This window comes from Archangium primigenium (assembly GCF_016904885.1).
Taxonomy (GTDB): Bacteria; Myxococcota; Myxococcia; order Myxococcales; family Myxococcaceae; genus Cystobacter; species Cystobacter primigenius.
In genome coordinates, this window is sequence record NZ_JADWYI010000001.1 from 4,001,731 (window position 1) to 4,027,760 (window position 26,030).

The window sequence follows — 26,030 nt, forward strand, 5'->3', positions numbered from 1 at the left end:
TCAGCCCGCGCGCTGCTCGCGCAGGGCGGTGATGAAGCGCTCGGCGGGCAGGGTGTTGAGGACGTCGCCCTTGCGCGCCCAGCCCCGGCGCGCGGTGGCCACGGCGAAGGCCAGGTTGGCCAGATCCGTGGTCCGGTGCGCGTCACAGCTCACCACCAGCTTCACGCCGCGCTCGGTCGCCATGCGCACGTGCTCGGTCTTGAGGTCCAGACGCTCGGGCTTGCCGTTGACCTCCACCACCACGCCGCGCTCGGCCGCCTTGTCGAGCACCGCCTCCATGCGCAAGGGGTAGGGGTCCCGGCTCTGGATGAGGCGCCCGGTGGGGTGTCCGAGGATCTGCAGGTGGGGATTGTCGAAGGCCCGCAGCAGCCGGCGCGTCATCTGCTCCTCGTCCATGCTGTGGCGCACGTGGATGGAGCCGATGACCACCTCCAGCTGCTCGAGCACGCTGTCCGCGTAGTCGAGCGCGCCCGTCTCCAGGATGTCCACCTCGATGCCCTTGAGCAGCCGCAGGCCCTTCACGGTGTCGTTGACGCGGTCGATCTCGTCCCACTGCCGACGCAGGGCATCCACCGTGAGGCCGCCGGCATAGATGGACGCCTCGCTGTGCTCGGTGACGGTGAGGAACTTGAGCCCCAGCGCCTGGGCCGCGCGCGCCATCTCCTCGAGCGTGTTGCGGCCGTCCGACCAGGTGCTGTGCGCGTGCACCGCGCCCTGGATGTCCTCCCAGGCGACCAGGTCCTCCGGCAGCCGCCCCGCGAGCGCCGCCTCGATCTCCCCCGTGTCCTCGCGCAGCTCGGGGGGGATGTACTGCATGTCCAGCAGCCGGTAGAGCGCCGCTTCGTCGGGCACGCGCAGCTTGGTGCCGTCGGCGCGGTGCACGCCCCACTCGGAGATCTTCAGGCCGCGCTCCTGCGCCAGGCCCCGCAGGCGCACGTGGTGGGCGCGCGAGCCGGTGAAGTGGTGCAGCGCGGTGGCGAAGTCCTCGTCCGGCAACACGCGCAGGTCCACCTGCAGGTCCTTCTCGTGCAGCCGCACCGAGCACTTGCTCTCGCCCCGGCCGATGACACTCGCCACCTCCGGGGCCTGGCAGAACGCGTCGAACACCGCGCCCGGCTCGGCCGCCGAGGCGATGAGGTCCACGTCGCCCACCGTCTCCGCGCGCCGGCGCAGGCTGCCGCCCACGTTCGCGCGCACCACGCCGGGCATCGTCTGCACGGACGTGAGCAGGCGCTCGGCCACGGGGAGCACCTCCCCGAGCAGCCGCCGGGGCGTGGACGTGCGCCGGAACAGCTCGATGCCCGCGAGCAGCTTGGCCTCGCTCTTCTCACCGAAGCCGGCCACCTGCCGCACGCGGCCCTCGCGGCACGCCTTCTCCAGCGCGTCCACGCCGTCCACGCCCAACTGTCGGGCGAGCAGCACGGCCTTCTTCGGGCCCAGCTCCGGCACGCGCACCAGCTCCAGCACGCCCGCGGGCAGCTCGGCGCGCAGGTTGTCGTAGAAGGTCAGTCGCCCGGTGGACAAGAGCTCGGACACCTTGTCCGCGATGGCCTGACCGATGCCCGGCAGTTCCTGGAGACGGCCCTCGCGCAGCAGCGTCCCCAGGTCCTCGGCGAGGCCCGAGACGCGGTCGGCGGCGATGTCGTAGGCCCGACTGCGAAAAGGGTTCTCCCCCTTCATCTGGAGCAGGAGCGAGATGTCCCGGAGGACCTGGACCACGGTGGTTTTGTCAGGGGTCTTCACGTTGGGAAATGTAATGCCCTCGGGGAGGGGGTGCAGGCGAGCGGAAAGGTGACGACGGCTGGACGACACGGCGGGCGGGCGGGCGCAAAGCTCCCCGTCCCGCGCAAGACTTTCCCTGGCTCCCGCCGGGCGGGGTACAAGGGGGCGCGGGATTCCCGACTGCTACGAGAGACACACGCGATGAAGATCAAGCTCGGTCCGGCGGACTTCGCCGAAAAGGAGATGCGGGGCTACGAGGTGGGCAAGCGCAGCCTGTGCGTGGCCCGCATCAATGGCCGCTACAAGGGCCTGGATGACTCGTGCAACCACGCCGGGTGCCTGCTGTCCGGTGGCCGCATCGAGGGCAACCTGGTCGTCTGCCCGTGTCACGAGGTGGGCTTCGACATGGACTCGGGGAAGAACGAGACCTCGCCGGGCGTGTGTGACGATCAGCCCACCATGGCCGTCTCGGTCGAGGACGGGGATCTGCTCGTCGAACTGTCCGAGAAGGACCTGTAGGAGGACGGCATGGCACACGAAGGACACGACCACCGCCACGGGCACCACCACCACCCTCATGGCCACGAGCACGGGCATGACCATGGCCACGAGCATGGACATGACCACGCGCACGACCACGGGCATGGGCACCACCACCACCACCCCGAGCACACGCACGAGTCGCCCGCGGCGGCGGAGCACAAGGCGCACGCGCCGGTGCACGTGAGCACGTTCGTGGTGACGTGCTCGGACAGCCGGGACACGGCCCGGGACGAGAGCGGCCGCGTGTTGCGCGAGGTGCTGGAGTCCGAGGGGCACACGGTGAGCGGCTACAAGCTCATCCCGGACGAGCCGGACGCCATCCGCGCGACGCTGAACGAGGCGCGGGAGGCGGGGGCCCGGGCGGTCCTCTTCACCGGGGGCACGGGCATCGGCCGGCGCGACAGCACGGTGGAGACGCTGCGCGGCCTCTTCGAGAAGGAGCTGCCCGGCTTCGGCGAGCTGTTCCGGATGCTGTCGTACCAGGAGATCGGCAGCCCGGCGATGATGTCCCGCGCCACGGCGGGCACCTGGCAGGGGATGATCCTCTTCGCGCTGCCGGGCTCGCCCCAGGCGGTCCGGTTGGGCCTGCACAAGCTCATCCTCCCCGAGCTGGGCCACGCGGTGCGCGAGCTGACGCGCTAGGGCTCGCCTGGCTTGCTGGTCCGGGCGGTACGAGGGGACCTCCGAGGGATGAGACTTCGGCGGTCACGTGTTATCGGAAGTCCCCTCCCGTCCGACTCCATGGCCCCGCGAAAACCCACCCCCCCTGGCTTGAGCACGCGGGACGCCGCGCGCCTGTTGCCGTGCCTCACGTCCTTCCTGGCCTCCACGGACAGCCGGGCGCGCATCGCGTTCGATCCGCTGGAGTTCCCCCACCGCTACCGCGACCCCCGGGACATGGAGGTGAGCGCGCTCCTGGCGGCGGCCCTGGCCTATGGCCGCGCGGACCTGTTCCGGCCCAAGGTGGATGCGCTGCTGCGGCGCATGGGGCCCTCGCCGGCCGCCTTCGTGCGCGAGCTGGACGTGGCGGGGGCGCGCGCGCTGCTCGAGGGCTTCGTCTACCGCTTCAACGTGGGCACGGACGTGGCGGTGCTGCTGCTGGGCATGGGGCGGGCGCTGCGCGAGCACGGGAGTCTGGAGGCGCTCTTCGTCCGGGGACTGGAGGCGAGCGGCACGTGGCATGGCGCGCTGGCGGCCTTCACCACGGCGCTGCGGGACGTGCCCATGGCCCCGCTGCGCGCGGCGATGGGCCCGGAGCGTGGCCTGCAGCACCTGTTGCCCTCGCCCCTGGGGGCCGGGGCCGCCAAGCGGCTCAACCTCTTCCTGCGGTGGATGGTGCGCGGCCCGGACGGCGTGGACCTGGGCATCTGGACGCGCGTGCGGCCCTCGGCGCTGCTCATCCCCCTGGACACCCACATCGGGCGCATCTCCAAGCACCTGGGGCTCACCCGGCGCAACGACCTGAGCTGGCGCACCGCCGAGGAGGTGACGGCGTCGCTCCGGGCGCTCGACGCGGAGGATCCGGTGCGCTTCGACTTCGCCCTGTGTCACTACGGCATGAGTGGGGTGTGTCCCACCCGGCCCGTGGTGGACAACTGCGCCCGGTGTCTGCTGCTGCCCTCCTGTGGGACGGGACGCCGGACGGTGAAGGCGGGTGGGGCGCGCGCTACCCGCTGAGTGGTTGACGCCTGGGACGCGAGCGGGGATACACGCGCCATGACGTTGGCTTCGGTCGTCGGACAGCCGCGCGCCATCGACGCGCTCCAAGCGGCGCTTCGCAGCGGCGCGGTTCATCACGCCTACCTCTTCGCGGGCCCTCCGGGCGTGGGCAAGGAGCGCGCCGCCGTGGGGCTCGCCCAGGCACTCACCTGTCCGGAGAAGCCCAACGAGGGCTGCGGCACGTGCGCCAGCTGCATCCGCATCGGCAAGGGCTCCCATCCGGACGTCACCTGGCTCATGCCGGACGCCGAGCGCGTGGAGCGCGGGCTCGCGGGCCGCTCGGACTTCACCGGCACGCCCAGCCGCGACATCCGCGTGGAGCAGATCCGCGGCCTGCTGGAGCGCCTCGCCCTGCACGGGCTCGAGTCCAAGCGCAAGGTGGCCCTGGTGGTGGACGCACACCAGATGAACCCCCAGGCGCAGAACGCCTTCCTCAAGACGCTCGAGGAGCCGCCCGCGGACACCACGCTCGTGCTGCTCGCGTCCGCGCCGGACAAGATGCTGCCCACCATCCGCAGCCGGTGCAGCAAGGTGCAGTTCAACCCGCTGCCCGCGGACTTCGTGGCCGAGCGCCTGCGCACCGAGCGCAAGCTGGACGCCGAGACGGCGGCGCTCGCGGCGGTGATGGCGGGTGGCAGCCTCGGCCGGGCGCTGGCCCTGGACCTGGACGCGCTCGCGGCGCGCAAGGAGGTCATCGAGGGCTTCGAGGCGCTCACCCCCGGCAACGTGGGCGCGCTCCTGCGCTGGGCGGGCACCTTCGGCGAGTCGCGCGAGACGGCGGAGCAGGCGCTCGGCATCCTCTCCCTGTGGACCCGGGACGTGGCGCTGGCCAAGGCGGGCGGAGAGCGGCTCGCCAACCGGGACCTGGCCCCGCTCGCGCACGAGGTGGCGGCGCGCACCCACGAGGGCACGCTGCACCGTCGGCACGCGCTGATGGAGAAGGCCCGGGCGACGATCGTGGAGCGCAACGGCTCGGCCCGGCTGCAGCTCGAGCGGATGCTCATTGAACTGTTGGAGGGACGATGAGCGCGGACATCGAGGACGTGCTGGACGAGGCCCGGGCGGGCAAGACGGTCCACCCGCTCTACCTGCTGTGGGGCGAGGAGTACCTCGTGCGCCGGGGCGCGGACGATCTGGTGAAGGCGCTCCTGCCGGATGCCTCGGCGGGCCTGAACTTCGCCGTGCTGGACGCGGGCTCGCCGCGCGAGGTGGCGCAGGAGCTGGCCACGCTGCCGCTGTTCCCCGGGCGCAAGGTGGTGCTGGTGCGCGACCCGGAGTTCCTCGCGCCCAAGAAGGGCCGGGGCAACGCGCTGGGCAAGGCGCGCGAGGCGTGGACCGCGGGCAAGCGCAAGGAAGGCGCGCGGCGGCTGCTGGCCCTGGCGGCGCGGGCGGGGTGGGGCGCGGACAAGTTGGATCCGGATGCCCCGGGCGCCCCGTCCGTGGAGGAGTGGAAGGACGAGCTGAACGTGGAGCTGGCGGAGGCGGACCTGCTCTTCCTCAAGGAAGTGGCCGTCTTCTGCCGCGAGGAGCGCATCAGCTCCCCGGAAGGGGACGCGAGCGCCCTGCTGTCGCTCTACGAGAAGGGGCTGCCCCCGGGCCACACGCTGGTGCTCGCCGCCACGGACGTGGACGCGAAGAACCCGTTGGTGAAGCTCGCGCAGGACAAGGGCAAGTTCGTCGAGCGCAAGGTGGCCGCGCGCCACAAGGATCTGGAGATCGGTCCGCTCGCCGAGGAGTTCCTCTGGCCCTTCAAGAAGAAGCTGAGCAAGGCGGCCTCGGACCTGCTCAAGGAGCGCATCGGCGGCAACGTGCGGCTGCTCCAGTCGGAGCTGGAGAAGCTGGCCACGTACGTGGAGGGCGCCACCATCGAGTCCGCCGACGTGGCGCTGCTGGTGGCCCACACGCGCGAGGAGGAGTTCTTCGAGCTGTCCGAGGCCCTGCAGAACCGCAACTTCAAGGCGGCGCTGGACTACACCGTGGACGCCATGGGGCAGGGGGTGCACGGGTTGCAACTGCTCGGCGCGGTGGCCTCCGTGGTGCGCGGCATGCTGGAGAACCACGAGCGGCTGGAGCGCTTCGCCGGGGGCACGCTGCCGCGCTCCTTCAACGACTTCAAGGCGAAGGTCTTCCCCCGCGTGGAGGAGGAGGCCAAGGCGGCCAAGGGCAAGGCGCCGCACCCGTACGCGGCCTTCCTCGCCATGCAGGGCGCGGCCCGCTACAAGCGGCGCGAGCTGCTCGACTCGCTCGTGGCCTGCGCGGAGTCGGACCTGGCGCTCAAGTCCAGCGCGAGCGGCAAGCTCGTCATCGAGCGGCTGTTGTGGACCGTCTGCGGCAGCGCCTGAGGACGGAAGAAAAAAGGGTGCTGCCCGAGTGAGGACGCCGTTTTTTTGGGCGGACCCTTCCGGGCCCAGGCGGAGTCGAACCGCTCGCTTTTCAGGCGAGTACCAGAGCGTGTTCGGCATCCTCGGCCGGGCAGCGCTTTCAGGGACGCACGGGCGCGGAAATTCCTGACGGCGGGACTTTCAGCAGCCCGGTGACGTCCCGGAACGGGGCCTGACAGGAGGCCACGTCGGTCGCCAGGTAGTGGCCCACCCGCCCCGGCGCCAGGGCGAGGATGGCCGACGAGCGCGTCCCATAGCTCTCGGTGTGGATGCACAGGGCCTGGTAGCGGCGGATGAGCGCGCGCAGCTCCGGCGAGTCCGCCTCCTCGGGCAGCAGCATGGGCACCGTCTCCGGCAGGACGTGGTCGGCCAGCGCCGCCCGGAGCGCCTCCACCGTCTCTGGCCAGGGGCGGTGGGCGGCCTTCTCCGCCAACACCAGGGCCCGCGCGGCCTTGGGCAGCACCGGCGAGTCCAGCACGTCGTTGGGCAGCACGTGGACGCCCGGGGGCACGTCCTCCACCCGGAGGCGGGCCTGGTCGGGCCGGGCATAAGCCACCCGGAGCACCGTGGCGTCCCCGAAGAGCAGGTTGAAGGGCCGGTAGGCCCGGGCATCCAGTCCCGCGAGGTAGTTTTCGACCCCCTCCCGGTTGCCCGCCTCCAGGGCCTTCAGGACGACATCACCCCGGCTCAGGGGGGAATGCATCAGGTTGGCCGAGGAGCGCTGGTTGGTCAGGGCCACGACGAAGCCCTGGGCGGTCACGCCCATCCAGGTCCCCCGGCGCTCCAGGTCGAGCCCGCCCACGGTGAGGGGCGTCTGGCGGAGGACCTGGGGCCCCTCGGCGGGGCGGTCGTAGCGTTCGTCGCGGTTGGCCGCGACGATGAGCGGCCATTCGGGGTGGGCCTGGCGGAGGATGAGGACGGTACACATCGTGAACCAAGCGATAACAGACTCCCGGGGCGCCCGCATGTCCACGCCCTCCGTGCGGGTTCCCGATGACCCGCGCCCGCCGAGCGGTTAAGGTCCGCCGCCCTTCAGGAGAACCCATGGCGGAGAGAATCCTCGTCACCAGCGCACTGCCGTACGCCAATGGCCCGATCCACATCGGCCACCTCGTGGAGTACGTGCAGACCGACATCTACGTGCGCTTCCTGCGCTCCTGCGGCAAGGACGTCGTCTACTTCTGCGCCGACGACACGCACGGCACGCCCATCGAGATCAACGCCGCGAAGCAGGGGCTCAAGCCCGAGGAGTTCATCGGCCGCTGGTACGACGCGCACCAGGCGGACTTCCGCGACTTCGGCGTGAGCGTGGACTACTTCCACTCCACCAACTCGCCCGAGAACAAGCACTACGCGGAGCTCATCTACGGCCGGCTCAAGGCGCACGGCGACATCGAGAAGCGCGACATCGAGCAGGCCTACTGCGAGACGGACAAGCGCTTCCTGCCGGACCGCTTCATCAAGGGCACCTGTCCCAACTGCAAGGCGGCGGACCAGTACGGCGACGCGTGCGAGAAGTGCGGCAAGGCCTACGCGCCCACGGATCTCGTCGAGCCCCGGTGCGCCCTGTGTGGCACGCCGCCCGTGCGCCGCAACTCCTCGCACCTGTTCTTCAAGCTGTCGCGCCACGCGGACTTCCTCCAGCAGACGCTGCGCCGGCCGGACTTCATCAACCCCGGGCTCGCCACCCAGCTCCAGGGCTTCTTCGAGAAGGGCCTGGCCGACTGGGACATCAGCCGCGACGGGCCCTACTTCGGCTTCAACATCCCCGGCGAGACGGACAAGTACTTCTACGTCTGGCTGGACGCCCCCATCGGCTACATCGCCACCACCGAGAAGTGGGCCCAGACCACGGGCAAGGCCCAGAGCGCCCTGGACTACTGGGGCGAGGGCAGTGACGCGCGCATCATCCACTTCATCGGCAAGGACATCGTCTACTTCCACGCCCTGTTCTGGCCCGCGGTGCTCAAGGTGGCCGGGCTCAAGCAGCCCGATGCCATCAAGACCCACGGCCACCTCACGGTGAACGGCGAGAAGATGTCCAAGAGCCGCGGCACGCTCATCCCCGCGCGCAGCTACCTGGAGCACCTGGACCCGAGCTACCTGCGCTACTTCTACGCGGCCAACCTCGGCCCGGGCGTCGAGGACCTCGACCTGAGCCTCAAGGACTTCCGCCTGCGGGTGAACGGCGAGCTGGTCAACAACATCGGCAACCTGGCCAACCGCGGCCTGTCCATGCTCGCGGGTCCCGCCCTGGAGAAGCGCCTGGCGCCCGCCACCCAGGAGGGCCCGGGCCGGGCGCTCGTGGAGGCCGCGCTCGCCCGCGTGCCCGAGGTGCGCGAGGCCTTCGAGAAGCTCGAGTACCGCTCCGCCATCCGCGTCATCACGGAGATCTCCCAGGCCGCCAACGCCTTCCTGCAGACCGCCGCGCCCTGGGCCAAGGTGAAGACGGACCCCGAGGCCGCGCGCGCCGACCTGAGCGACGCCGCCGAGGTGGCCTACCTGCTGGGCGCGCTGCTCACGCCCGTCATCCCCCGGGTGACGGAGAAGCTCTTCGCCCAGCTCAACGCGCCGCCGCTCACCTTCGAGGGGCTCGCCACCGCGCGCTACCCGCTGCTCGACCGCTCGCGCCCCGTGGGTACCCCGGAGCCCCTGTTGCCCCGGCTGGAAGAGGAGCGCGTCAACGCCATTCTCGGCGCCACCCCCGCGCCCGCCGCCGAGGCGAAGCCGGCCAAGGGCGGCAAGGCCGAGAAGAAGGCCCCGGAGGCCGCGCCCGCCGAGGTCAAGGCCGCGCCCGCCGAGGCCGGCTCGGGAGAGATCGAGATCGGGGACTTCTCCAAGGTGCAGCTGCGCGTGGGCCACATCCTCGCCGCCGAGCGGGTGCCCAAGGCGGACAAGCTGCTCAAGCTCACCGTGGACCTGGGGGAAGGGCAGCCGCGCACCATCTGTTCCGGCATCGCCGAGGCCTTCCAGCCCGAGCAGGTGCAGGGGCGCAAGGTGGTGGTGGTGGCCAACCTCAAGCCGCGCATGCTGCGGGGCATCGAGTCGCGCGGGATGATTCTCACCGCGGGCCCCGGCGGCAAGAACCTGTCGTTGCTGGACCCGGGGGACATGCCCCCGGGCTCCGAGGTGAAGTGAGCGTGACGGACTGGCGCGGCGAACGAGACGGGGCCCTGCTCGCCCTCGAGCGCGAGCGGAATCCCGCCCTGCGCACCGAGGCGGCCGAGCTGCTCTTCCACCTGGCGGCGGAGGACACCTCGCGGGCTCCGGAGTTCTCCGCCGCCCTGGCCCGGCTGCTCGAGGACAAGCAGGTGGCGGTGCGCCGCTTGGGGGTGGGGTTGGCGACCGTGGTGCTCCCGGCGGACGAGCTGCCGGGCTTCCTCGCCGCCCGCCTGACGGATCCCGAGAGCCTCGTGCGCCTGGAGGCCGCCGGTCGGCTGGCGGACCTGGGCCGCGCCGACTGCCGGGGCACCCTGGCGGGGTTCCTGGAAGACGCCGTGTTCGAGGTGCGCTTCGAGGCCGCGCGCGGCATGGCGTCCCTCCAGCATCCGGCGGGCCTCGACACCCTCGTTCAGGCGCTGGACATCGAGTTGCTGCGCTTCCGGGCGCTCGGGGCGCTGGCGGAGCTGGGGGATGCGCGCGCCTTGCCCGCCGTCCAGACGCTCTTCCACCGCTTGTTGTTGCCCGCGTTCGATCGCACCCAGGCGGCGGGGGTGCTCGCGCGGTTGGGCGATCCGGACGGCGCGGCGTGGCTGCTCAAGCGCTCGGAGAAGCGGCGGTGGAACTGGGCCCAGGATCGGGCGCTCGCCGTGGAGCTGTGTGGCGAGGTGAAGGCGCCCGGGGCGCTGGAGCGGTTGCGCGGCATCCTCCAGGATCCGAAGGACAAGTGCCGGGGCGCGGCGGCGCGGGGCCTCGGCCGACTGGGGGACACGGTGGCCTTGCCGTGGCTCCTGGCGCTGCTCGACGAGCCGGGGGTGCCCGAGGACTTCCGGCTCGACGCCGCCGAGGGCCTGTGGCTGCTCGCCGTTCCCGAGGGCCGTGCGCGCGTGCGCGCGGTCCTGCCGTCGTTCTCCGCCGAGGCCCGTACCGAGCTCTCCGAGCTCATCCAGGAGGTGCCATGAAGTTCGTGGACTCGCACTGTCACTTCGACCGCTCGGATGCCGAGCGGGTGAATGCCGCGCTGGAGCGCGCCCGCGCCGCGGGCCTCGTGCACGCCGTCATCGTGGGCCAGTTCCAGGGCCCGGGGGACTGGGGCTCGGCGTTGGAGATCGCCGCCGCGCATCCGGACTTCTTCACGCCCACCCTGGGCATCCATCCGCACGAGGCGGCCCGGGCCACGGAAGCGGACTTCGAGCACCTGGCGCGCACCTGCGCCCGGCCGGAGCTGCGCGCCGTGGGCGAGGCGGGGCTCGACTACTACTACGACCACTCGCCGCGAGAGGTGCAGGCCGAGGTGTTCCGCCGGCAGTGCGCGCTGGCGAAGCAACTCGGCAAGCCCCTGGTGGTGCACGTGCGCGACGCGCATGACGACTGCGAGGCCATCCTCGAGGAGCAGGGGCTGCACCACGGCGTCATCCACTGCTTCACGGGGGACACGGACGCGGCGCGGCGCTACCTGGACCGGGGCTTCCTGCTGTCGCTCTCCGGCGTGGTCACCTACAAGAAGACCGAGGCCTTGCAGGACGCGGTGCGCTTCGCCCCGTTGGATCGGCTGATGGTGGAGACGGACAGCCCGTACCTGGCGCCGGTGCCCTACCGGGGCAAGAAGAACGAGCCGTCCTACGTCGTGGAGACGGCGAAGAAGGTCGCCGAGCTCAAGGGCGTGTCCGTGGAGGAGGTGGCCCAGGTCACCACCGCCAACGCGGCGCGGCTGTTCGGCTTCACGGTGGCGTGAAGCCGAGCGCCTAGACGGTGGGGACCGCGACGGAAGGTCGGCGGACCGCCGTGATCTGCTGGATGACGCTGTCCATCGCCTTGTCGATCTGCGGCGCATCCACCAGCAGCGAGTCCGGATCGTAGCGGAAGTCGGCGTGGTGGAAGCCCAGCAGCGTCTGCAGGGCCTGCTCGCCGGTCTGTCCCGCGACGGCGGCGAAGACGACCCGGCCCTGCTCCAGGTGCAGGAAGCCCTCGTGCGCGTGGTGCTTGAGGTGGAGCCGTCCCGACTTCTTCTGCGTGCCCAGCGTCTTGAGCAGCTCCTGCGCGGGCATCTCGTCCAGGCTGCCGCGGACCACCCGCGCCGGCCCGTTGTGCTGGATGCGATCGTCGTAGAGCGTGCGCAGGGTGTGGGCCGCTTCCTCCGGCGTGGTGGGGGCCACCACCGCCGTCGCGCCGCCCATCATCAGGCGCTCGCGCGTGCCCGCGTCCGGGTTGCCGAGCACCACCACGGGCAGGCCCGCGTGCTCCGCCGAGGAGCGCACCGCCTGCAGCAGCGCCAGCACTTCCTCCAGGCCGAACTTGAGCCCCACCGCCAGCACGTCGCACTCCTGGTGGGCGAGCGCGTCGTAGGCGCCCTCCATCTGCGAGAGCGTGTAGGCGACAAGCCCCTGCTTCTGGGCCGAGACCAGGAGATCCGTGCGGGTGCTCTCCTCGGGCTCCACGATGAAGACCTGACGGCCATCGTTGGTGAGCCGGTGCCGCAGGAGTTCGCCGCTCTGCACCTGCGCGACGATGTCCGCCACGAGCGGATCGTACAGCGTGCCCGCGTTCTCCCGCAGGTGCTCGAGCGCCTTGGCCTTGCTGAGCACCTTGCCGAGGGCGTTGGTGGGGTTCTTGGTCAGCTCCAGGTAGCTGTCCACCGCCGCGAGGATGCGCGCCCCGAGGGTGATGTCGTCGCCCTTGGCGCCCTGGGGCGAGCCCGAGCCGTCGTAGGCCTCGTACATCTGCGCGAGCATGGTGTTCACCTGCGTGGGCAGGTGCACGGTCTCGAAGACCTTGGGCGGCACGCGGGCGTAGCGCTTGGAGTCCGCCAGCCACTCGGCGTTGACGGCGTTGCTGGCCAGGCAGAAGTGGCGGTCCGCGGGCTTGCCCAGGTCATGCAGGAAGCCGGCGATGCTCACCGCCGACACGTCCTTGGGCGACATGCCCAGCCGGCGCGCCACCACCGCGGCCTGGCGCGCGAGCTGCGCCGAGTGGCCCCGGTGGTACTTGCGCTCGCGCTCGAGCAGGGTGACGAGGATGTTCAGCGTCTCGATGTAGTCGGCGTCCGCGATCGTGCCGCGCGAGCCGGTGAGGGCGTCGCCCCGCGTGCCACGCGTCTGGGTGGCCGGGCGCTGCAGCCGCAGGCGCGTCTCCGTGTCCAGCCGCAGCTGGAGGCTCGCCTTGGGCGCGGTGCCGCCCGTGTTCTCGTAGGCGGACGTCATCGCGTTGACGTCCGCGCGGATCTGCCCGCCGAACTCCAGCGACGCGAACGCCGTGGGGTCGCCGTAGTAGTGCTTGCGGATGGCGGCGGCGATGGAGCTGCGCAGGCCCACGTACGCGTAGACCTCCTCCAGGCCCGTCACCAGGGCGATCTCGTCCAGCAGCTTCTTGTTCTGGGGCTCGGCGGCGACCACGGACAGGATGCCGCGCTCGGTGTCGATCGCCAGCGGAAGCACGTTCTGCGCCTCCGCCAGCCGCACCGGCACCTTGTCGAGCACCTCCGTGGCGATGCGGGCCTTGGCCAGCTTCTCCGCGGAGACGAACCGCGTCTGGAACTCGGCCGCCAGGAAGCGCAGCAGCGTCGCCTCCTGGAGCAGGCCGATCTCCACCAGACAGTCCCCCAGCCGGTGGCCGGTGATCTTCTGGTGCTCCAGCGCCTTGTGAATGGACTCGGTCGTGACGAGGCCCGCCTCGACGAGCCTCTCGCCCAGTCGTTTCGCCATGGCTCAGCCTTCCGAGTCCGAGCCCCCCTCGGGCTTGGTGGGCTCCGTCTTGGTCAGCACGCTGAAGGGCTTGAACGTCAGTTCCTTGGGCACGTTCACCGGATCGCGCGGCGGACGGGGCTCGCGCGGCTCGCGCTGCTCCCGGGGCTCGCGACCCTCCTTCGCCTCGCGCGGCGGCCGGGGCTCCCGAGGCTCGCGCGGCGGGCGCGGCTCGCGGGGCTTGTCCTGGCGCTCGGCGCGCTCCGGACGCTCGGCGCGCTCCGGACGCTCGGCGCGCTCCGGCGCCGGGGCCGTCTCGCCGCCAGCGGACTTCTCCGCGCGCTCCCGGGGCGGCTTCTTGTCCTTGTCCTTCTTGCGGCGGCCTCCGCCCTCCACGGGCGCGCGGCCGCGCGAGGTGGGCGCCGGGCCCTTCCAGAGCGAGCGGTTGTAGAGCTTGAGGTTCTCCGTCCAGCGCTCGTGCGGGTCGCGCTGCATGGCGTCCACCCACGAGGCGATCCGCGCGTCCAGCGAGGAGAGCGTCTGGATGATCTGCGCCTCGAGCGTCACCGGCGAGCGCACCGTGCCGCCCTCGGGCGAGGTGTTCTGCGCGATCACCAGGTGGGTGAGGTGCTGCTCGAGCAGGGGCGGGAAGTGAGGAATGCCGAGCGCCTTCTCGCGGATCTTCTGCGCCGTCATCACCAGGTGGCCCACGAGCCGGCCCTCGTCGGAGGGCTCGCCGCCCTTGTCCTGGGAGGACTCGCCCACGCGCATCACGTCATGCAGGAGGGCGCCGGCCAGGAGCAGGTCCCGGTCCGCCATGGGGTAGTGGTCCGCCACCCGGAGCGTCAGCCGCAGCACCGACAGGAGGTGCTCGGCCAGGCCACCGCGGTAGGCGTGGTGCACGCCCTTGACGGCGTGGGCGTGGGGCAGCGCCGCGGAGATCTGCGCGTCGTCCAGGAAGGCCAGGAGCAGCGCCTTGACGTTCGCATCGCTCACGCGCTCGGAGACGAGCTCGCGGATCTGTCCCACGGCGCGCGCGCCGCCCGGGCCCTCGCCCGTGCGCTGCGGGGCCTCGTCGCGCTTGGGCGCGGAGGCCTCGTCCGCCTTGGCCTCGGCGGGCCGGGCCTCGGTCTTGGCGGCCGGCTCCTCCTTGGCGGCGGGGGCGGGGGGCTCGAACTCCTTGGGGTCCAGGGGCTCGGGGTCCAGCTTCTCCAGCGCCTCGATGACCACCTGGGTCTTGCCGTGGAAGGAAATGGTGTGGCCCTTGGCCAGCACGTAGTCCCCCGCGGCGAACACGGGCTCGAGCGCCTCGACCTTGTCGAAGACGCGCGCGTCGATCTCGCCGCTCTTGTCGGTGAGCACGAGGGAGAGGAACACCTTGCCGCTGCGCGCCGTGACGCGGCTCTTCTGCGAGACACGGAAGACGGTGTGGACCTGGTCTTTCTCTCGCAGGTCCTTCGCATACACCTTGCGCACCGTTTCCACGGAGGCGGCGTCGGAGGCAGTGGGGGTCGGGTCAGCCTGATGGTCGGTCGTCATCTCGGCGCGGCACACTACCACCACCCGAGCGGTTAGGATGCCCTCATGACCTTTCTTCCCACGCTGTCCCTGCTCGTCCTGCTGTCGGGTGCCGACGAAGTCCCCTGGAAGCAGGTGGCCCGAGACGACGGCATCTCCGTGCTGGCCCGGACCCCCGAGGGAAGCGACGTCTCCGAGGTGAAGGCCAGCACCCTGATCGACGCCCCCGCCGCCGACGTGTGGCGGGTCATTCGTGACTACGCGAACTACTCGAAGACCATGCCGTACACCGAGGAGAGCCGGGTGGTGTCCACGGAGGGTGAGGGCAAGGTCATCACCTTCTATTGCCTGGTGAACGCCCCGCTGGTGGACAAGCGCGACTTCGCCATCCGCATCCTGGACGAGTCGGACTGGAAGGACGGCAAGGGCTTCATGAAGGCCACCTGGACGGCGGCCACCCAGGGCGCCCCCGCCGAGCGCGAGGGCGTGGTGCGCGTGAAGGTCAACCGGGGCTACTGGCTCCTGGAGCCGCGCGAGGACGGCAAGAAGACCTTCGTCACCTACTACATCTACACCCACCCGGGAGGCTCCTTGCCCGCGTGGGTAGCGGACAAGGCCAACAAGTCCTCGGTGCCGGACCTGCTGCGCGCCGTGCGCAAACACGCCACGGCGAAGTAGGACGCCGCATCAGCTCGCCTCGAGCACCAGGCCCGACAGGTAGTCGGTGCCGGAGAAGCCCACGAGGGTGGGGTGGTCCGGCGGCAGGCCGAAGCGGGCCATGCGGAAGCTGCGGCGCTCCTCCTGCTCGCAGGCCTCGGCCACCAGGTCATCGAAGCCCCCCGTGGGCAGGGGCGGCTGGTAGCCGATGACGAGCAGCACGCCGCCGTGCCGCGTGGCCTTGAGCCCCAGGCGCACCTGCTCGACGAAGGTCTCGGCCGAGGAGACCCCGGGCGTGTCCAGGAGCACCAGGTCGAAGGTGTCCTGCATGCCGTGCAGCACGTCGAGTGCGTCCCCGCGCTCCACCTGGAAGCGGCCCATCAGGCCATTGGCCTCGGCGTTCTCCCGGGCGAGGTCCGCGGTGTCCGCGTCGCTGTCGAAGGCGAGCACGGAGCGCGCCCCATGGCGGCCCGCGTGCACGAAGAGCCCGCCCACGTGGCAGCTGGGATCCAACACCCGGGCGTTGGGCGACAGCCGGGACAGGAAGCGCCGCAGCTCGCGCTGGTCGTACGGGTAGCCCACGCCCGAGCCGTAGTTGAGATCCACGGTGAAGCGCGCGCCCATCTCCAACACCCGCGTCCAGCGGGGCGGGTTGCCATGGAGCGTGTGCGGCCGCTGCACGGGCAGACCGAGCTGTCGGCGCCGGGCGGTGTCGTTGCGCAGCAGCACGGACTCCGCGCCGCTCACCTCCACCAGGGCCCGGGAGATCTCCTGCAACCGGGCATCCATGGCGCGCGTGAGCGTCTGCACGACGAGGTGGGCGCCATAGCGGTCCACGATGAGCCCGGGCAGCGCGTCGCCGTCGTCGTTGATGACGCGGCAGAAGCGGGGGTCGTCCACCGTGCGGGCCCGGCGCTCGAAGGCATGGCGCACATGGCGGGGGATGAGCCCCTCGGCGGGCTCCTGGGCCGAGCCGAGCCGGCGCACCGCGTACGAGGACTCCAGGTCCACGTCCGCGAGCCCGAGCAGCTGTCCCTCCTCGTCGCGCAGTTGGACGGCCTCACCGAGGGCCGGCGTCCCCTCCATGGAGAGGATGTCCTCGCGGCGTACCCAGGGCGCACCGTGCTTGAGCCTGCGCGCCGCATCTCGGGACAGATAGGTATTGACCAAGGTGCCCTCTCCCTGCGCCGGCCGCGGGCCGCGCTCGAATGTCCTCGGAGAGAACATCCGTCGGGTGGAGAACAATGTCCGGGGGGCGAGGGGCGATGGCCTCCTGGCCCGAGGGGCGGTCGGGCGGGCGGGCCCTAGCCGCGCTTGGGCTTGCGGAAGGCCGTGTAGGCGAGGTGGCTGACGAAGAAGGTGGTGGCGAGCCCCGTCACGAGGCCCCACCACAGGCCCTTCATCAGCAGCACCAGGGAGGCGAGGCCGAGTGCCAGGGCGCAGAGGATGGCGATGAACTGCATGGTGTCGCGGGGGATGCGCTCCGGAGGCCTGGCCCGCACGAGCTGGGGGATGGTCGACGCCTTGCGCCAGAGCTTCTGCCCCTCCTCGCGCACCTCGTCATCGGGCCCCACGAGCCCCTGGACGTATGCCACCTCGACCTCCCGGAAGGAGAGGTAGTCCAGCTCCCCGTCCGGTGTCCGTACCTGATAGCGCATGCTTCCCCTCCCGAGCCCGGACCTCAGGCCAATTCGTTCGCAATCTGCTCAGCCACCCGCAGTCCATCAATGGCCGAGGAAACGATGCCGCCCGCGTACCCACACCCCTCGCCCGCGGGGTAGAGCCCCTTCATGGAGACGGACTGCATGTCCTCGCCCCGGGTGATGCGCACCGGGGAGCTCGTGCGGCTCTCGATGCCGATGAGCTTGCCCTCGTCGCTCACGAAGCCGCGCATCTTCCGGTCGAACAGCTTGAGGGCCTGCTTGAGGGACTGGGTGAGCCGCTCGGGGAAGAGCCGGTTCAGGTCCGTGTGCACCAGGCCCGGCCGGTAGCTCGTGCCGCCCGGCTCCTTCTTCACGCGGCCAGCGATGTAGTCCGGGATGGTCTGCGCGGGCGCGAAGAAGCGGCCCTCGCCCAGCGCGTACGCCTTGGACTCCCAGTGGCGCTGGAACTCCAGGCCCGCCAGCGGTCCCCGGAAGCCCTCGCGCTCGAAGTCCTCCACCGACACCGTCACGACGATGCCCGCGTTGGCGTACTTCGCGTTGCGGCGCGAGTTGCTCATGCCGTTGGTGCACTGCAGCCCGTCCTGCGTGGGCGTGGGCACCACGATGCCGCCCGGGCACATGCAGAACGAGTAGATGCCGCGCACCTCGCCGTTCACGTCCAGGTTCTCCGCGAGCTTGTAGTCGGCCGGGGGCAGCTTGGGGTTCTTCGCCGCGCTGCCGTACTGGATGGAGTTGATGAGCCCCTGGGGGTGCTCGGCGCGGAAGCCCAGCGCGAAGGGCTTGGGCTCGATGACCACCTGGCCGTCCGCGACGAAGCGCTCGTAGAGCTCGCGCGCCGAGTTGCCCGGGGCAAGCACCACCCGGTCGCTCTCCAGCGTGCGCCCGTCTGACAGCCGCACCCCGGACACCCGGCCGTCGCGGTAGAGCACCTCGTCCACCCGGTGCTCGAAGAGCACCTGACTGCCGCCGGCGATGAGCTCGTCGCGCAGCCTGGCCACCGCGCCGGGCAGGAGGTCCGAGCCGATGTGGGGCTTGCCCTCGATGAGGATGTGGTCCGGCGCGCCGCAGCGGGCGAACGTCTCGATGACCTTGCGCACCATGGGGTGGTTGATGCGCGTGGACAGCTTGCCGTCCGTGTAGGCGCCGGCGCCGCCCTCGCCGAAGTTCATGTTGCTCTCCGGATCGAGCGAGCCGTCGCGCATGAGCCTGGCCACGTCCTTGCGCCGGGCCACCACCTCGCGGCCGCGCTCGATGAGGATGGTGCGCACGCCGCGCTCCAGCAGCGCCAGGGCGCAGAAGAGGCCCGCGGGCCCGGTGCCGATGATGAGCGGCAGGCGCTCGGGCTCCTTCACGCGGGGCAGGACTTCGGGCGCGGGGGCCGTCTCGCCCACGTCCGGCGGCAGCTGCCGGGGGGCGCGGCCCGGGGCCAGCTCCACCTCGAGCGTATAGATGTAGCGCGGGCTGCCCTTCTTGCGGGCGTCCAACACCGAGCGCACGACGCGCACCGAGGCCAGGTCTCCCCGCGTCACGCCGAGCTTCTCCGCGGCGCGCTGGCCCAGCAGCTCCTCCGGCTCGTCCAACCACAACCCGATGTTGTTCACCCGATAAGCCATGTGCTGCTCGTCTCCCTGGAACCCCGAGGCCGGAAAAATCGCGTATGTGCGCCGTCCGGGCACCCGAATGCAAGTCATCGCACACGCGGGCGGACGCCGGGGGTGCGAACGGGGCGATACACCCCTGTGGCCGCTGAAACCCCGTCAGCCGGGTGGGGGTGCGAATGACACTTCGCAGCAAGACCGGCCGCCGCCCCCCCCATCCCCCACCTAAACGCCCGGAGCCCTTGAGGAATTCGTCGGGTACCCAACGTCTGGCACGGGGGTTGAAGAGGCCTGGGGTCGAGCTTGCCGCTGTTTCCCCCCCGGAGGATACGACCATGAGCACCCACAAGCAGAACACCCGTCTCCTCGCCCAGACGTTCTTCAACCAGCTGCGTGAGAGCGGCTACACCCCCATGCAGGTCGTCGGCATGGCCACCGAGCTGCTGGATCTGGTGACGGAGGACATCAAGGTCCACGCCACTGTCGCCCAGGCGACGGCCGAGGGCCTGAAGGACTTCCGCCAGGAGGCCTGAGTTCCTACCCTGCGGACTGTCCCTAGCGGGTGGCCGGGTTCCGGGCGGGTCTTGGGACTTCAGCACCCCTAGGTGGCACGTGAAGACCGGCCGAGTGCCGGTTTTTTCATTTCTGGGCCTCCCGGCGGCGCTGGCGCGCGGCGGAGGTGGCGATGAGCAGCAGGCCCGCGTTGATGGCGCTGAAGACGGAGCTGACGGTGTAGGTGGCCAGCACACCGAGCAGCACGGCGCCTCCGAGGCAGGCGACGGCGTCCACCCAGACGGCGCGCGGCTGGGGCAGCACGAGCACCATCACGCACAGGGCGAGCGGCAGGCCGAGCGCCACCTGACGGGCGATCTGCGGCCCGCTGCTGGCGACGGTCTCCCAGTTGTTCACCAGGATGGCGGCGAAGATGACGACGGTGCCAATGGCGAGCACGAGCACGCCGGCGGCGGCGGCGTCCTTGGTGAGGCGGGCCTTCTCGTCGAAGTGGCGGGTGGCCAGGTCCACCAGGTGCTCGAGCGCGCTGTTGAGGATCTCCGCGAAGAAGATGAGCAGCACGCAGAAGATGAGGATCACCTTCTCGGCGACATCCAGGGGGATGCCGCTGCCCACCAGGCCCACGAGCACCGCGGAGACGACGTGCACGCGCATGTTGCGCTGGTGCACCACGGTGTGGATGAGCCCGTTCCACGCGTGGAAGAAGGAGGCGAGCATGCCGGAGCCCCCCTGCGAGGCGTACGTGGGCGGCCGAGGCGGCTCGGAGGGAGGGGGAGGTGGGACAGAGGGACTCATCGGGCGGACACGTTAGCGGGAGAGCGGGCGGGGACCCACGATTCGATTGGCGGCGTGCATCAGGACGCCTAACCTCGCGCCCCCCTATGGCTCCCTCCCGACCCTTCCGTGCCCTGTCCTGGGCGCTGTCCCTGTGGCTGTGCGCTCCCCTCGCCGCCCGGGCCCAGGTGGACGAGGACTCCGCCCACGCGTGTGGCGAGGAGCCCCCGGACGCCCATTACGTGCCGCTGCCCGGCCCCCGCGCCCAGGAATTGCCCTGGCGCGACGGCGAGCCCGCGCTGGTGCGGCGCGAATCGCGCTCCCGGCCGGTGGGGCCGCTCTCGGGCCTGCCCCAGACGCGGACGCGGGCCGGGGCCCTGTCGGGGAAGACCATCTACCTGAGCCCGGGTCACGGCTTCTATCGCAGCGCGCCCCTGGGACGCTGGGCCACCCAGCGGCCCAACACGAACGGCGTCGTCGAGGACCTGGTCTCCCTGGAGACGCTGGACCAGTACCTCCTGCCGATGCTCGTGGGGGCGGGCGCCACGGTCATCCCCGTGCGCGAGCCGGACATGAATCCGCGCGGCGTGCTGCTCGACAACGGCGCGGAGGGGTACACGGAGACGGGGCCCACGGGGCTCTTCTCCACGGTGCGGCCAGGGTGGGGCCCGCCGCCCACGCCCATGGGCAATTCCGTCCAGCCCTTCCTCCTGGGGGACGCCCGGGTCCTCACGGCCGCGCCCTCCGTCACGGCCTCGGCCACGTGGGCGCCCCGGGTGCCCGCGGACGGGGCCTATTCCGTCTCCATCGCCTACGGGGCGGACCCGGGGCGGGTGACGGACGCGCACTACGTGGTGCGGCACGCGGGCGGCGAGAGCCACTTCCGGGTGAACCAGCGCCGCCACGGAGGCACCTGGGTGCTGCTCGGACGCTTCTACTTCAAGGCGGGCGCGCCCGTGGAGCGCGCCTCGGTGGTGGCGTACAACGACTCGGCCGAGGCGGGCACGCTGTCCCTGGACGCGGTGCGCCTGGGCGGCGGCACGGGGGACGTGGGGGACGCGGCCCTGGGGGCGCTGCCCCGGCCCCGGGCCGAGGAGAGCGCGCGCTACCACACGCAGTTCAGCGGGGCGCCTCCCGAGGTGTTCGCGCCCTCGGGCATCAACGCGCTGGCCAACGAGCGCAACGACGACGTCTCCGCGCGCCCGCGCTTCGCGGCCTGGCTGCACGAGGAGGGCGAGGACGCGGTGTACGTGGCGTGGCACACCAACGCCTCGGCCAACGGCACCGCGCGGGGGACGGAGGCCTATGTCTACGGCCCCAACCCGGTGGATGGCACCTACCAGTTCACGGGCGTGGAGGGCAGCCAGCGGCTGGGGCAGAGCCTGCTGGACGAGCTCAAGGCGGACATCCAGCGGGAGGTGGACCCCACCTGGCGGGTGCGCAACCTGCGCTCGGCCAACCTGGGCGAGGTGAACCCACGGCACAACCCGGAGATCCCCTCGGTGCTGATGGAGGTGGCCTACCATGACAACGCCCAGGACGCGGCGTGGCTCAAGGAGCCGGCCTTCCGGCGCATCGCGGCGCGGGCCTTCCTGCACGGCATCATCAAGTACTTCGCGGCCGAGGACCAGGTCGCGGTCCACCTGCCGCCCGAGCCGCCCCCGGCGGTGGTGGCGCGCCACGTGGGGGCGGGCCGGGTCGAGGTGCGGTGGGTGGCGCCCCCGGATCCCAAGGGCCGGGTGCCCGTGGTGGACGGGGCCACGGGCTACCGCGTCTACCAGAGCGAGGACGGCCTCGGCTGGGACGAGGGCACGGACACGGTGGACCCCACCTGGGCGCTCGCGCTGGAGCCGGGGACGACGCGCTACTTCCGGGTGGCGGCCGTCAACGCGGGGGGCGAGTCCTTCCCCTCGGACGTGGTGGGCGTGCGGGTGCCGGAGGCGGACGGCACCACGCGGGTGCTCGTGGTCAACGCCTTCCGCCGGTTGGACGCGGGCATGGCCTTGACCGAGGACCTCTCGGCCTACGATCTGGGCTCGCCGGCGCGGCTGCTCCTCGAGGCCATGAACGACGGCACCGCCCTGCGGCGCCACGGGGACGCGGTGGCGCGCAACGCCGTGGCCTTCGATGGCGCGACGAGCGAGGCCGTCTCGGCGGGGCTGCTCACGCCGGTGGGCTACGCGGTGCTCGACTGGTTCTCGGGCCGGGGTCAGGCCCAGGGCCCGGCGCCCACGCTCGCGGAGCAGGACCTGATGCGCGCCTTCGTGCTCGGGGGCGGCCACCTGCTGCTGTCGGGCAGTCAGATCGCCTCCGCCCTGGCGGCGGAGCCGGCGGGCACGCCCTTTTTGTCCGAGGTGCTCCAGGCCCTGCCGAGCTGCGCCGAGCCGGGGCCCCGGGTGAGCGGGACGGGCAGGGGCTGGCTGCCGGGAATGGGGGCGGCCCTCCTGGATGACGGGTGGCGCGGAGGCTCGGCGGTGGGGGGGACCGAGGCGCTCGTGCCGCGCTCGGGCGCGACGGCGGCCCTGCTCTACACCGGCACCCAGGCCGTGGCGGGCGTGCGCGCGTCGCCAGGTGGACAGGTGCTTTTCCTCGGCGTGCCCTTCGAGGGGCTTGTCATCCCCGAGCGCCGGGCGTTCCTGATGGGGGACGTGCTGTACCGGGCCGGGCTCCTGTCCGAGCGGCCCCTGCCTTCCCTGCTGGACGAGGCGCTCCCCGCGGACCTGTCCCTGGGAATGGCGGCCTCGGCGGCGGCGCTCGCGCCGTGTTCCTTGGGGAGCCTACCGATCTCCTACGATCCGGCGGAGACGGGCTGCGGGTGCGGCGCGGCGGGCGGAACGGCGCCCTTCGCCGGGCTGTTGCTCTTGCGGCTTGTGCAGCGGCGGCGGATGCGGCATTCGGCGCGTTGCCAGCGTTGACTCGCGAGCGGCACCTGCCTACGGTCGCCCGCCTTTTCACCACCAGAATCAGAACACCCCCTCTCTCAGGAGATTGAGACATGGCCACCAAGATTGCCATCAACGGATTCGGTCGCATTGGCCGCTGCGTGCTGCGCGCGGCGCTCAGCCGCAAGGAGGACCTCGAGTTCGTCGCCATCAACGACCTCGACGCGCCCGCCTCGCTCGCGCACCTGTTCAAGTACGACTCCGTGCACGGCCCCTGGGAGGGCACGGTCAAGGCCACCGAGAAGAGCATCATCATCGACGGCCGGGAGATCGCCGTCACCGCGCAGCGCGACCCCTCGGCCCTGCCCTGGAAGAGCCTGGGCGCGGACATCGTGCTCGAGTGCACGGGCCTGTTCACCGAGCGTGACGCCGCCGCCAAGCACCAGGCCGCGGGCGCCAAGAAGGTCGTCATCTCCGCGCCGGCCAAGAGCCCGGACCTGACGATCGCCTACGGCATCAACCACGAGCAGTACGATGCCTCCAAGCACCACATCCTCTCCAACGCCTCCTGCACCACCAACTGCCTGGCGCCGGTGGCCAAGGTGCTGCACGAGACCTTCGGCATCGAGCAGGGTCTGATGACCACGGTGCACAGCTACACCAACGACCAGCGCATCCTGGACCTGGCGCACAAGGATCTGCGCCGCGCCCGCGCCGCCGCCCTGTCGATGATCCCGTCCTCCACGGGCGCCGCCAAGGCCATCGGCGAGGTGCTGCCCGCGCTCAAGGGCAAGCTCAACGGCATGTCGGTGCGCGTGCCCACGCCCAACGTGTCCCTGGTGGACCTGACCGTGACGCTCAACAACAAGGCCACGGCGGAGTCCATCAACGAGGCCTTCAAGAAGGCCGCCGAGGGCGCGCTCAAGGGCATCCTGTTCTACAACGACGAGCAGACGGTGTCGGTGGACTACAACGGCAACCCGCACTCCGCGATCTTCGACTCCACCAACACCATGATGGTGGGCGAGAAGATGGCCAAGGTCATGGCCTGGTACGACAACGAGTGGGGCTTCTCCAACCGCATGGTGGACGTGGCCAAGTTCCTCGTCGCCAAGGGCCTGTAATCCGTCCCCGGACGTGCCGAGACCAGACCCATGACGATCCGCTACATCGACGACATGCAGCTCACCGGCAAGCGCGTCTTCATCCGGGTGGACTTCAATGTCCCCCAGGAAGGCAAGCGCATCACCGATGACACGCGCATCCGCGAGGCGCTGCCCACCATCCAGAAGGCCCTGGAGATGGGCGGCAAGGTGATCCTGGCGTCGCATCTCGGCCGTCCCAAGGGCGTCGAGCCCAAGCTGTCCCTGGAGCCGGCGGCCTCGCGCCTGTCCGAGCTGCTCGGCGGCAAGCACGAGGTCATCCTCGCGGATGACTGCGTGGGCGATGGCGTGCGCAAGCTGGTGAAGGATCAGAAGGAAGGGCAGGTGCTGATGCTGGAGAACCTGCGCTTCCACAAGGAGGAGGAGGCCAACGACGAGTCCTTCGCGCGTGAGCTCGCCTCCTTCGCCGACGTCTACATCAACGACGCCTTCGGCACCGCGCACCGCGCGCACGCCTCCACCGCGGGCATGGTGCCCCACGTGAAGGAAAAGGGCGCCGGGCTGCTCATGCGCAAGGAGCTCGAGTACCTGGGCGGAGCGATGAAGAACCCGGCCAAGCCCTTCGTGGCCATCCTGGGCGGCTCCAAGGTGAGCGACAAGCTCAAGGTCATCGAGAGCCTGTTGCCCCGCGTGGACGCGCTGCTCGTGGGCGGCGCCATGGCCTACACGTTCCTCAAGGCCCAGGGCATTGAAGTGGGCAAGAGCCGCGTCGAGGAGGACAAGCTCTCCCTGGCGCAGCGCATGCTGGAGGCGGCCCAGCGGCTCAAGACGTCGCTCGTGCTGCCCGTCGACCACATCTGCAGCACGGAGCTGGGCGACAAGGGCCCCCTGCGCGAGATTCCCGACCGGCACATCCCCGCGGACCTCATCGGCCTGGACATCGGCCCGAAGACGCGCGCCATGTTCGCCGAGCACATCCGCAACGCCAAGACGGTGGTGTGGAACGGCCCCATGGGCATGTTCGAGGTGGCGCGCTACGCCGCCGGCACGCGCTCGGTGGCCGAGGCCATGGTGGCCAACCGGGGCGCGGTGACGATCGTGGGCGGCGGAGACAGCGCCGCGGCGGTCAACGACATGGGCCTGGGCAAGAAGCTCAGCCACGTGTCCACCGGCGGCGGCGCCTCGCTGGAGTTCCTCGAGGGCCGTGAGCTGCCGGGCGTCAAGGCGCTCGAGACGAAGTAGTTCCCCACCCATTCGCGGTCCACACCTCCCCGGGAGGCGGTTCTCATCATGGCGGCACGACGCAAGCTCATCGCGGGCAACTGGAAGATGAACAAGACGGTCTCCGAGGGACTCGCCCTGGTGCGCGAGCTCAAGGGCCTGGTCGCCTCGATTCCGGCGGAGCGGGTGGAGGTGGCCGTGGCGCCGACCTTCGTCGCGCTGCACGCGGTGGCCCAGGAGCTCGAGGGCTCGGCGGTGAAGCTCGCCGGGCAGAACTGCCACTGGGAGGCGAGCGGCGCCTTCACCGGGGAGATCTCCGCGGGCATGCTCAAGGACGTGGGCTGCACCTACGTGATCCTGGGCCACTCCGAGCGTCGGCAGTTCTTCGGCGAGACGGACGAGACGGTGAACAAGCGGGCCCGGGCGGTGCTCAAGGCGGGGCTCATCCCCATCCTCTGCGTGGGCGAGACGCTGGCCGAGCGCGAGGCGAACCGCACGCTGGAGGTGGTGGAGCGCCAGGTGGCGGGCGGGCTCGCGGGCTTCCAGGCGGCCGAGGTGGCCACGTTCGTGCTGGCCTACGAGCCGGTGTGGGCGATCGGCACGGGCCGCACGGCCACGAGCGCCCAGGCGCAGGAGGTGCACAAGGCCCTGCGCGCGCACCTGACGAAGCTGTACGACGCGGGGACGGCCGAGCGGGTGCTCATCCAGTACGGGGGGAGCGTGAAGCCGGACAACGCGGCGGAGTTGCTGGGCCAGCCGGACGTGGACGGGGCACTGGTGGGGGGCGCGAGCCTGAAGGCGGGGGACTTCGCGGCCATCATCCGGGGCGGGGTGGGGGCGTAGGTAGGAACATTGTCAGTGTCCGCACCGTTCGGTTAGGCTGCGCGACCTTTATT

General features: G+C 71.2%; 22 protein-coding genes. 14 read left to right on the top strand and 8 right to left on the bottom strand.

Going from position 1 to position 26,030, the window contains the following annotated elements:
- Positions 1-1,743 (bottom strand): DNA polymerase/3'-5' exonuclease PolX, encoded by a 1,743-nt coding sequence (gene polX, locus I3V78_RS16640; protein ID WP_204489138.1) that lies wholly within the window; start codon positions 1,741-1,743, stop codon positions 1-3.
- Between the two features lie 180 nt (positions 1,744-1,923).
- On the opposite strand from polX, the gene I3V78_RS16645 reads away from it, so the two are divergent.
- The 5 genes from I3V78_RS16645 (at position 1,924) to holA (ending at position 6,326) form a co-directional block, all read left to right on the top strand.
- Entirely contained in the window at positions 1,924-2,241 is a 318-nt protein-coding gene (locus I3V78_RS16645) for a Rieske (2Fe-2S) protein (RefSeq protein ID WP_204489145.1), read from the top strand.
- 198 nt (positions 2,242-2,439) lie between these two features.
- Positions 2,440-2,907 carry a molybdenum cofactor synthesis domain-containing protein gene (locus tag I3V78_RS16650; protein WP_204496667.1) on the top strand — a complete coding sequence of 156 codons (468 nt, stop codon included), beginning with the start codon at positions 2,440-2,442 and terminating at the stop codon, positions 2,905-2,907.
- A 99-nt stretch (positions 2,908-3,006) separates the two neighbouring features.
- Complete coding sequence (locus I3V78_RS16655; protein WP_204489147.1) at positions 3,007-3,942, top strand: TIGR02757 family protein; 936 nt, start codon at positions 3,007-3,009, stop codon at positions 3,940-3,942.
- A 39-nt stretch (positions 3,943-3,981) separates the two neighbouring features.
- Positions 3,982-5,010, top strand: a complete 1,029-nt coding sequence (gene holB / locus I3V78_RS16660) for a DNA polymerase III subunit delta' (protein WP_204489149.1) — start codon at positions 3,982-3,984, stop codon at positions 5,008-5,010.
- Positions 5,007-6,326 (top strand): DNA polymerase III subunit delta, encoded by a 1,320-nt coding sequence (gene holA, locus I3V78_RS16665; protein WP_204489151.1) that lies wholly within the window; start codon positions 5,007-5,009, stop codon positions 6,324-6,326. The genes holB and holA overlap by 4 nt, the downstream gene beginning before the upstream one ends.
- Positions 6,327-6,465: 139 nt before the next feature.
- On the opposite strand, the gene I3V78_RS16670 is transcribed toward holA, so the two are convergent.
- Entirely contained in the window at positions 6,466-7,293 is an 828-nt protein-coding gene (locus tag I3V78_RS16670) for an NRDE family protein (RefSeq protein ID WP_204489153.1), read from the bottom strand.
- Between the two features lie 116 nt (positions 7,294-7,409).
- Here I3V78_RS16670 and metG point away from each other — a divergent pair, with 116 nt between their 5' ends.
- From metG to I3V78_RS16685, 3 genes are read left to right on the top strand one after another with little or no spacing between them, the layout of a single operon-like run.
- Positions 7,410-9,503 carry a methionine--tRNA ligase gene (gene metG, locus I3V78_RS16675; protein WP_204489162.1) on the top strand — a complete coding sequence of 698 codons (2,094 nt, stop codon included), beginning with the start codon at positions 7,410-7,412 and terminating at the stop codon, positions 9,501-9,503.
- Positions 9,504-9,505: 2 nt separating this feature from the next.
- Complete coding sequence (locus I3V78_RS16680; RefSeq protein WP_204489164.1) at positions 9,506-10,486, top strand: HEAT repeat domain-containing protein; 981 nt, start codon at positions 9,506-9,508, stop codon at positions 10,484-10,486.
- A complete protein-coding gene (locus I3V78_RS16685) occupies positions 10,483-11,259 on the top strand; it encodes a TatD family hydrolase (RefSeq protein ID WP_204489167.1) in 777 nt (258 codons plus the stop codon). Before I3V78_RS16680 ends, I3V78_RS16685 begins: the two co-directional genes overlap by 4 nt.
- 10 nt (positions 11,260-11,269) lie before the next feature.
- On the opposite strand, the gene I3V78_RS16690 is transcribed toward I3V78_RS16685, so the two are convergent.
- Together I3V78_RS16690 and I3V78_RS16695 are read right to left on the bottom strand one after the other, a co-directional pair.
- Positions 11,270-13,225, bottom strand: a complete 1,956-nt coding sequence (locus I3V78_RS16690; protein WP_204489169.1) for an HD domain-containing phosphohydrolase — start codon at positions 13,223-13,225, stop codon at positions 11,270-11,272.
- 3 nt (positions 13,226-13,228) lie between these two features.
- Entirely contained in the window at positions 13,229-14,743 is a 1,515-nt protein-coding gene (locus tag I3V78_RS16695; RefSeq protein WP_204489171.1) for an HD domain-containing protein, read from the bottom strand.
- A gap of 45 nt (positions 14,744-14,788) precedes the next feature.
- Here I3V78_RS16695 and I3V78_RS16700 point away from each other — a divergent pair, with 45 nt between their 5' ends.
- Positions 14,789-15,400, top strand: a complete 612-nt coding sequence (locus tag I3V78_RS16700; protein ID WP_204489174.1) for an START domain-containing protein — start codon at positions 14,789-14,791, stop codon at positions 15,398-15,400.
- A 9-nt stretch (positions 15,401-15,409) separates the two neighbouring features.
- Here I3V78_RS16700 and I3V78_RS16705 read toward each other — a convergent pair whose 3' ends face one another.
- The 3 genes from I3V78_RS16705 to I3V78_RS16715 all read right to left on the bottom strand — a co-directional run bounded on the left by I3V78_RS16705 (position 15,410) and on the right by I3V78_RS16715 (position 18,656).
- Entirely contained in the window at positions 15,410-16,549 is a 1,140-nt protein-coding gene (locus tag I3V78_RS16705) for a class I SAM-dependent rRNA methyltransferase (RefSeq protein ID WP_204489177.1), read from the bottom strand.
- Between the two features lie 134 nt (positions 16,550-16,683).
- The gene (locus tag I3V78_RS16710) at positions 16,684-17,037 is read right to left on the bottom strand and encodes a hypothetical protein (protein ID WP_204489179.1); all 354 of its coding nucleotides are present in this window, start codon (positions 17,035-17,037) and stop codon (positions 16,684-16,686) included.
- Between the two features lie 23 nt (positions 17,038-17,060).
- Positions 17,061-18,656, bottom strand: coding sequence for an NAD(P)/FAD-dependent oxidoreductase (locus tag I3V78_RS16715; RefSeq protein WP_204489188.1), 1,596 nt, complete (start codon positions 18,654-18,656; stop codon positions 17,061-17,063).
- A gap of 320 nt (positions 18,657-18,976) precedes the next feature.
- On the opposite strand from I3V78_RS16715, the gene I3V78_RS16720 reads away from it, so the two are divergent.
- On the top strand, positions 18,977-19,174 hold the full coding sequence (locus I3V78_RS16720; protein ID WP_204489190.1) for a hypothetical protein: 198 nt from the start codon (positions 18,977-18,979) through the stop codon (positions 19,172-19,174).
- Positions 19,175-19,280: 106 nt separating this feature from the next.
- On the opposite strand, the gene I3V78_RS16725 is transcribed toward I3V78_RS16720, so the two are convergent.
- Complete coding sequence (locus tag I3V78_RS16725) at positions 19,281-19,871, bottom strand: diacylglycerol kinase family protein (protein WP_239576460.1); 591 nt, start codon at positions 19,869-19,871, stop codon at positions 19,281-19,283.
- Positions 19,872-20,035: 164 nt separating this feature from the next.
- Between I3V78_RS16725 and I3V78_RS16730 the strand changes: the two genes are divergently transcribed.
- The 4 genes from I3V78_RS16730 to tpiA all read left to right on the top strand — a co-directional run bounded on the left by I3V78_RS16730 (position 20,036) and on the right by tpiA (position 25,977).
- A complete protein-coding gene (locus tag I3V78_RS16730) occupies positions 20,036-22,843 on the top strand; it encodes a golvesin C-terminal-like domain-containing protein (RefSeq protein WP_204489195.1) in 2,808 nt (935 codons plus the stop codon).
- 80 nt (positions 22,844-22,923) lie between these two features.
- Positions 22,924-23,934, top strand: coding sequence for a type I glyceraldehyde-3-phosphate dehydrogenase (gap, locus tag I3V78_RS16735; protein WP_204489203.1), 1,011 nt, complete (start codon positions 22,924-22,926; stop codon positions 23,932-23,934).
- 30 nt (positions 23,935-23,964) lie between these two features.
- Positions 23,965-25,155, top strand: a complete 1,191-nt coding sequence (locus tag I3V78_RS16740) for a phosphoglycerate kinase (RefSeq protein ID WP_204489206.1) — start codon at positions 23,965-23,967, stop codon at positions 25,153-25,155.
- Between the two features lie 48 nt (positions 25,156-25,203).
- Positions 25,204-25,977: a triose-phosphate isomerase gene (gene tpiA, locus I3V78_RS16745; protein ID WP_204489208.1), complete on the top strand. Its 774-nt coding sequence runs from the start codon at positions 25,204-25,206 to the stop codon at positions 25,975-25,977.
- Positions 25,978-26,030 lie beyond the last annotated feature (53 nt).

Bases quoted from the DNA above. Each gene is read 5' to 3' on its own strand.
- I3V78_RS16695 (WP_204489171.1), bottom strand. From the start codon at position 14,743: ATGACGACCGACCATCAGGCTGACCCGACCCCCACTGCCTCCGACGCC.
- I3V78_RS16700 (WP_204489174.1), top strand. From the start codon at position 14,789: ATGACCTTTCTTCCCACGCTGTCCCTGCTCGTCCTGCTGTCGGGTGCC.
- I3V78_RS16655 (WP_204489147.1), top strand. From the start codon at position 3,007: ATGGCCCCGCGAAAACCCACCCCCCCTGGCTTGAGCACGCGGGACGCC.
- I3V78_RS16710 (WP_204489179.1), bottom strand. From the start codon at position 17,037: ATGCGCTATCAGGTACGGACACCGGACGGGGAGCTGGACTACCTCTCC.
- I3V78_RS16690 (WP_204489169.1), bottom strand. From the start codon at position 13,225: ATGGCGAAACGACTGGGCGAGAGGCTCGTCGAGGCGGGCCTCGTCACG.
- I3V78_RS16725 (WP_239576460.1), bottom strand. From the start codon at position 19,871: ATGCTCGCCTCCTTCTTCCACGCGTGGAACGGGCTCATCCACACCGTG.
- I3V78_RS16670 (WP_204489153.1), bottom strand. From the start codon at position 7,293: ATGTGTACCGTCCTCATCCTCCGCCAGGCCCACCCCGAATGGCCGCTC.
- I3V78_RS16685 (WP_204489167.1), top strand. From the start codon at position 10,483: ATGAAGTTCGTGGACTCGCACTGTCACTTCGACCGCTCGGATGCCGAG.
- I3V78_RS16740 (WP_204489206.1), top strand. From the start codon at position 23,965: ATGACGATCCGCTACATCGACGACATGCAGCTCACCGGCAAGCGCGTC.
- gap (WP_204489203.1), top strand. From the start codon at position 22,924: ATGGCCACCAAGATTGCCATCAACGGATTCGGTCGCATTGGCCGCTGC.
- I3V78_RS16645 (WP_204489145.1), top strand. From the start codon at position 1,924: ATGAAGATCAAGCTCGGTCCGGCGGACTTCGCCGAAAAGGAGATGCGG.
- tpiA (WP_204489208.1), top strand. From the start codon at position 25,204: ATGGCGGCACGACGCAAGCTCATCGCGGGCAACTGGAAGATGAACAAG.
- I3V78_RS16730 (WP_204489195.1), top strand. From the start codon at position 20,036: ATGGCTCCCTCCCGACCCTTCCGTGCCCTGTCCTGGGCGCTGTCCCTG.
- holA (WP_204489151.1), top strand. From the start codon at position 5,007: ATGAGCGCGGACATCGAGGACGTGCTGGACGAGGCCCGGGCGGGCAAG.
- holB (WP_204489149.1), top strand. From the start codon at position 3,982: ATGACGTTGGCTTCGGTCGTCGGACAGCCGCGCGCCATCGACGCGCTC.
- I3V78_RS16720 (WP_204489190.1), top strand. From the start codon at position 18,977: ATGAGCACCCACAAGCAGAACACCCGTCTCCTCGCCCAGACGTTCTTC.
- I3V78_RS16715 (WP_204489188.1), bottom strand. From the start codon at position 18,656: ATGGCTTATCGGGTGAACAACATCGGGTTGTGGTTGGACGAGCCGGAG.
- metG (WP_204489162.1), top strand. From the start codon at position 7,410: ATGGCGGAGAGAATCCTCGTCACCAGCGCACTGCCGTACGCCAATGGC.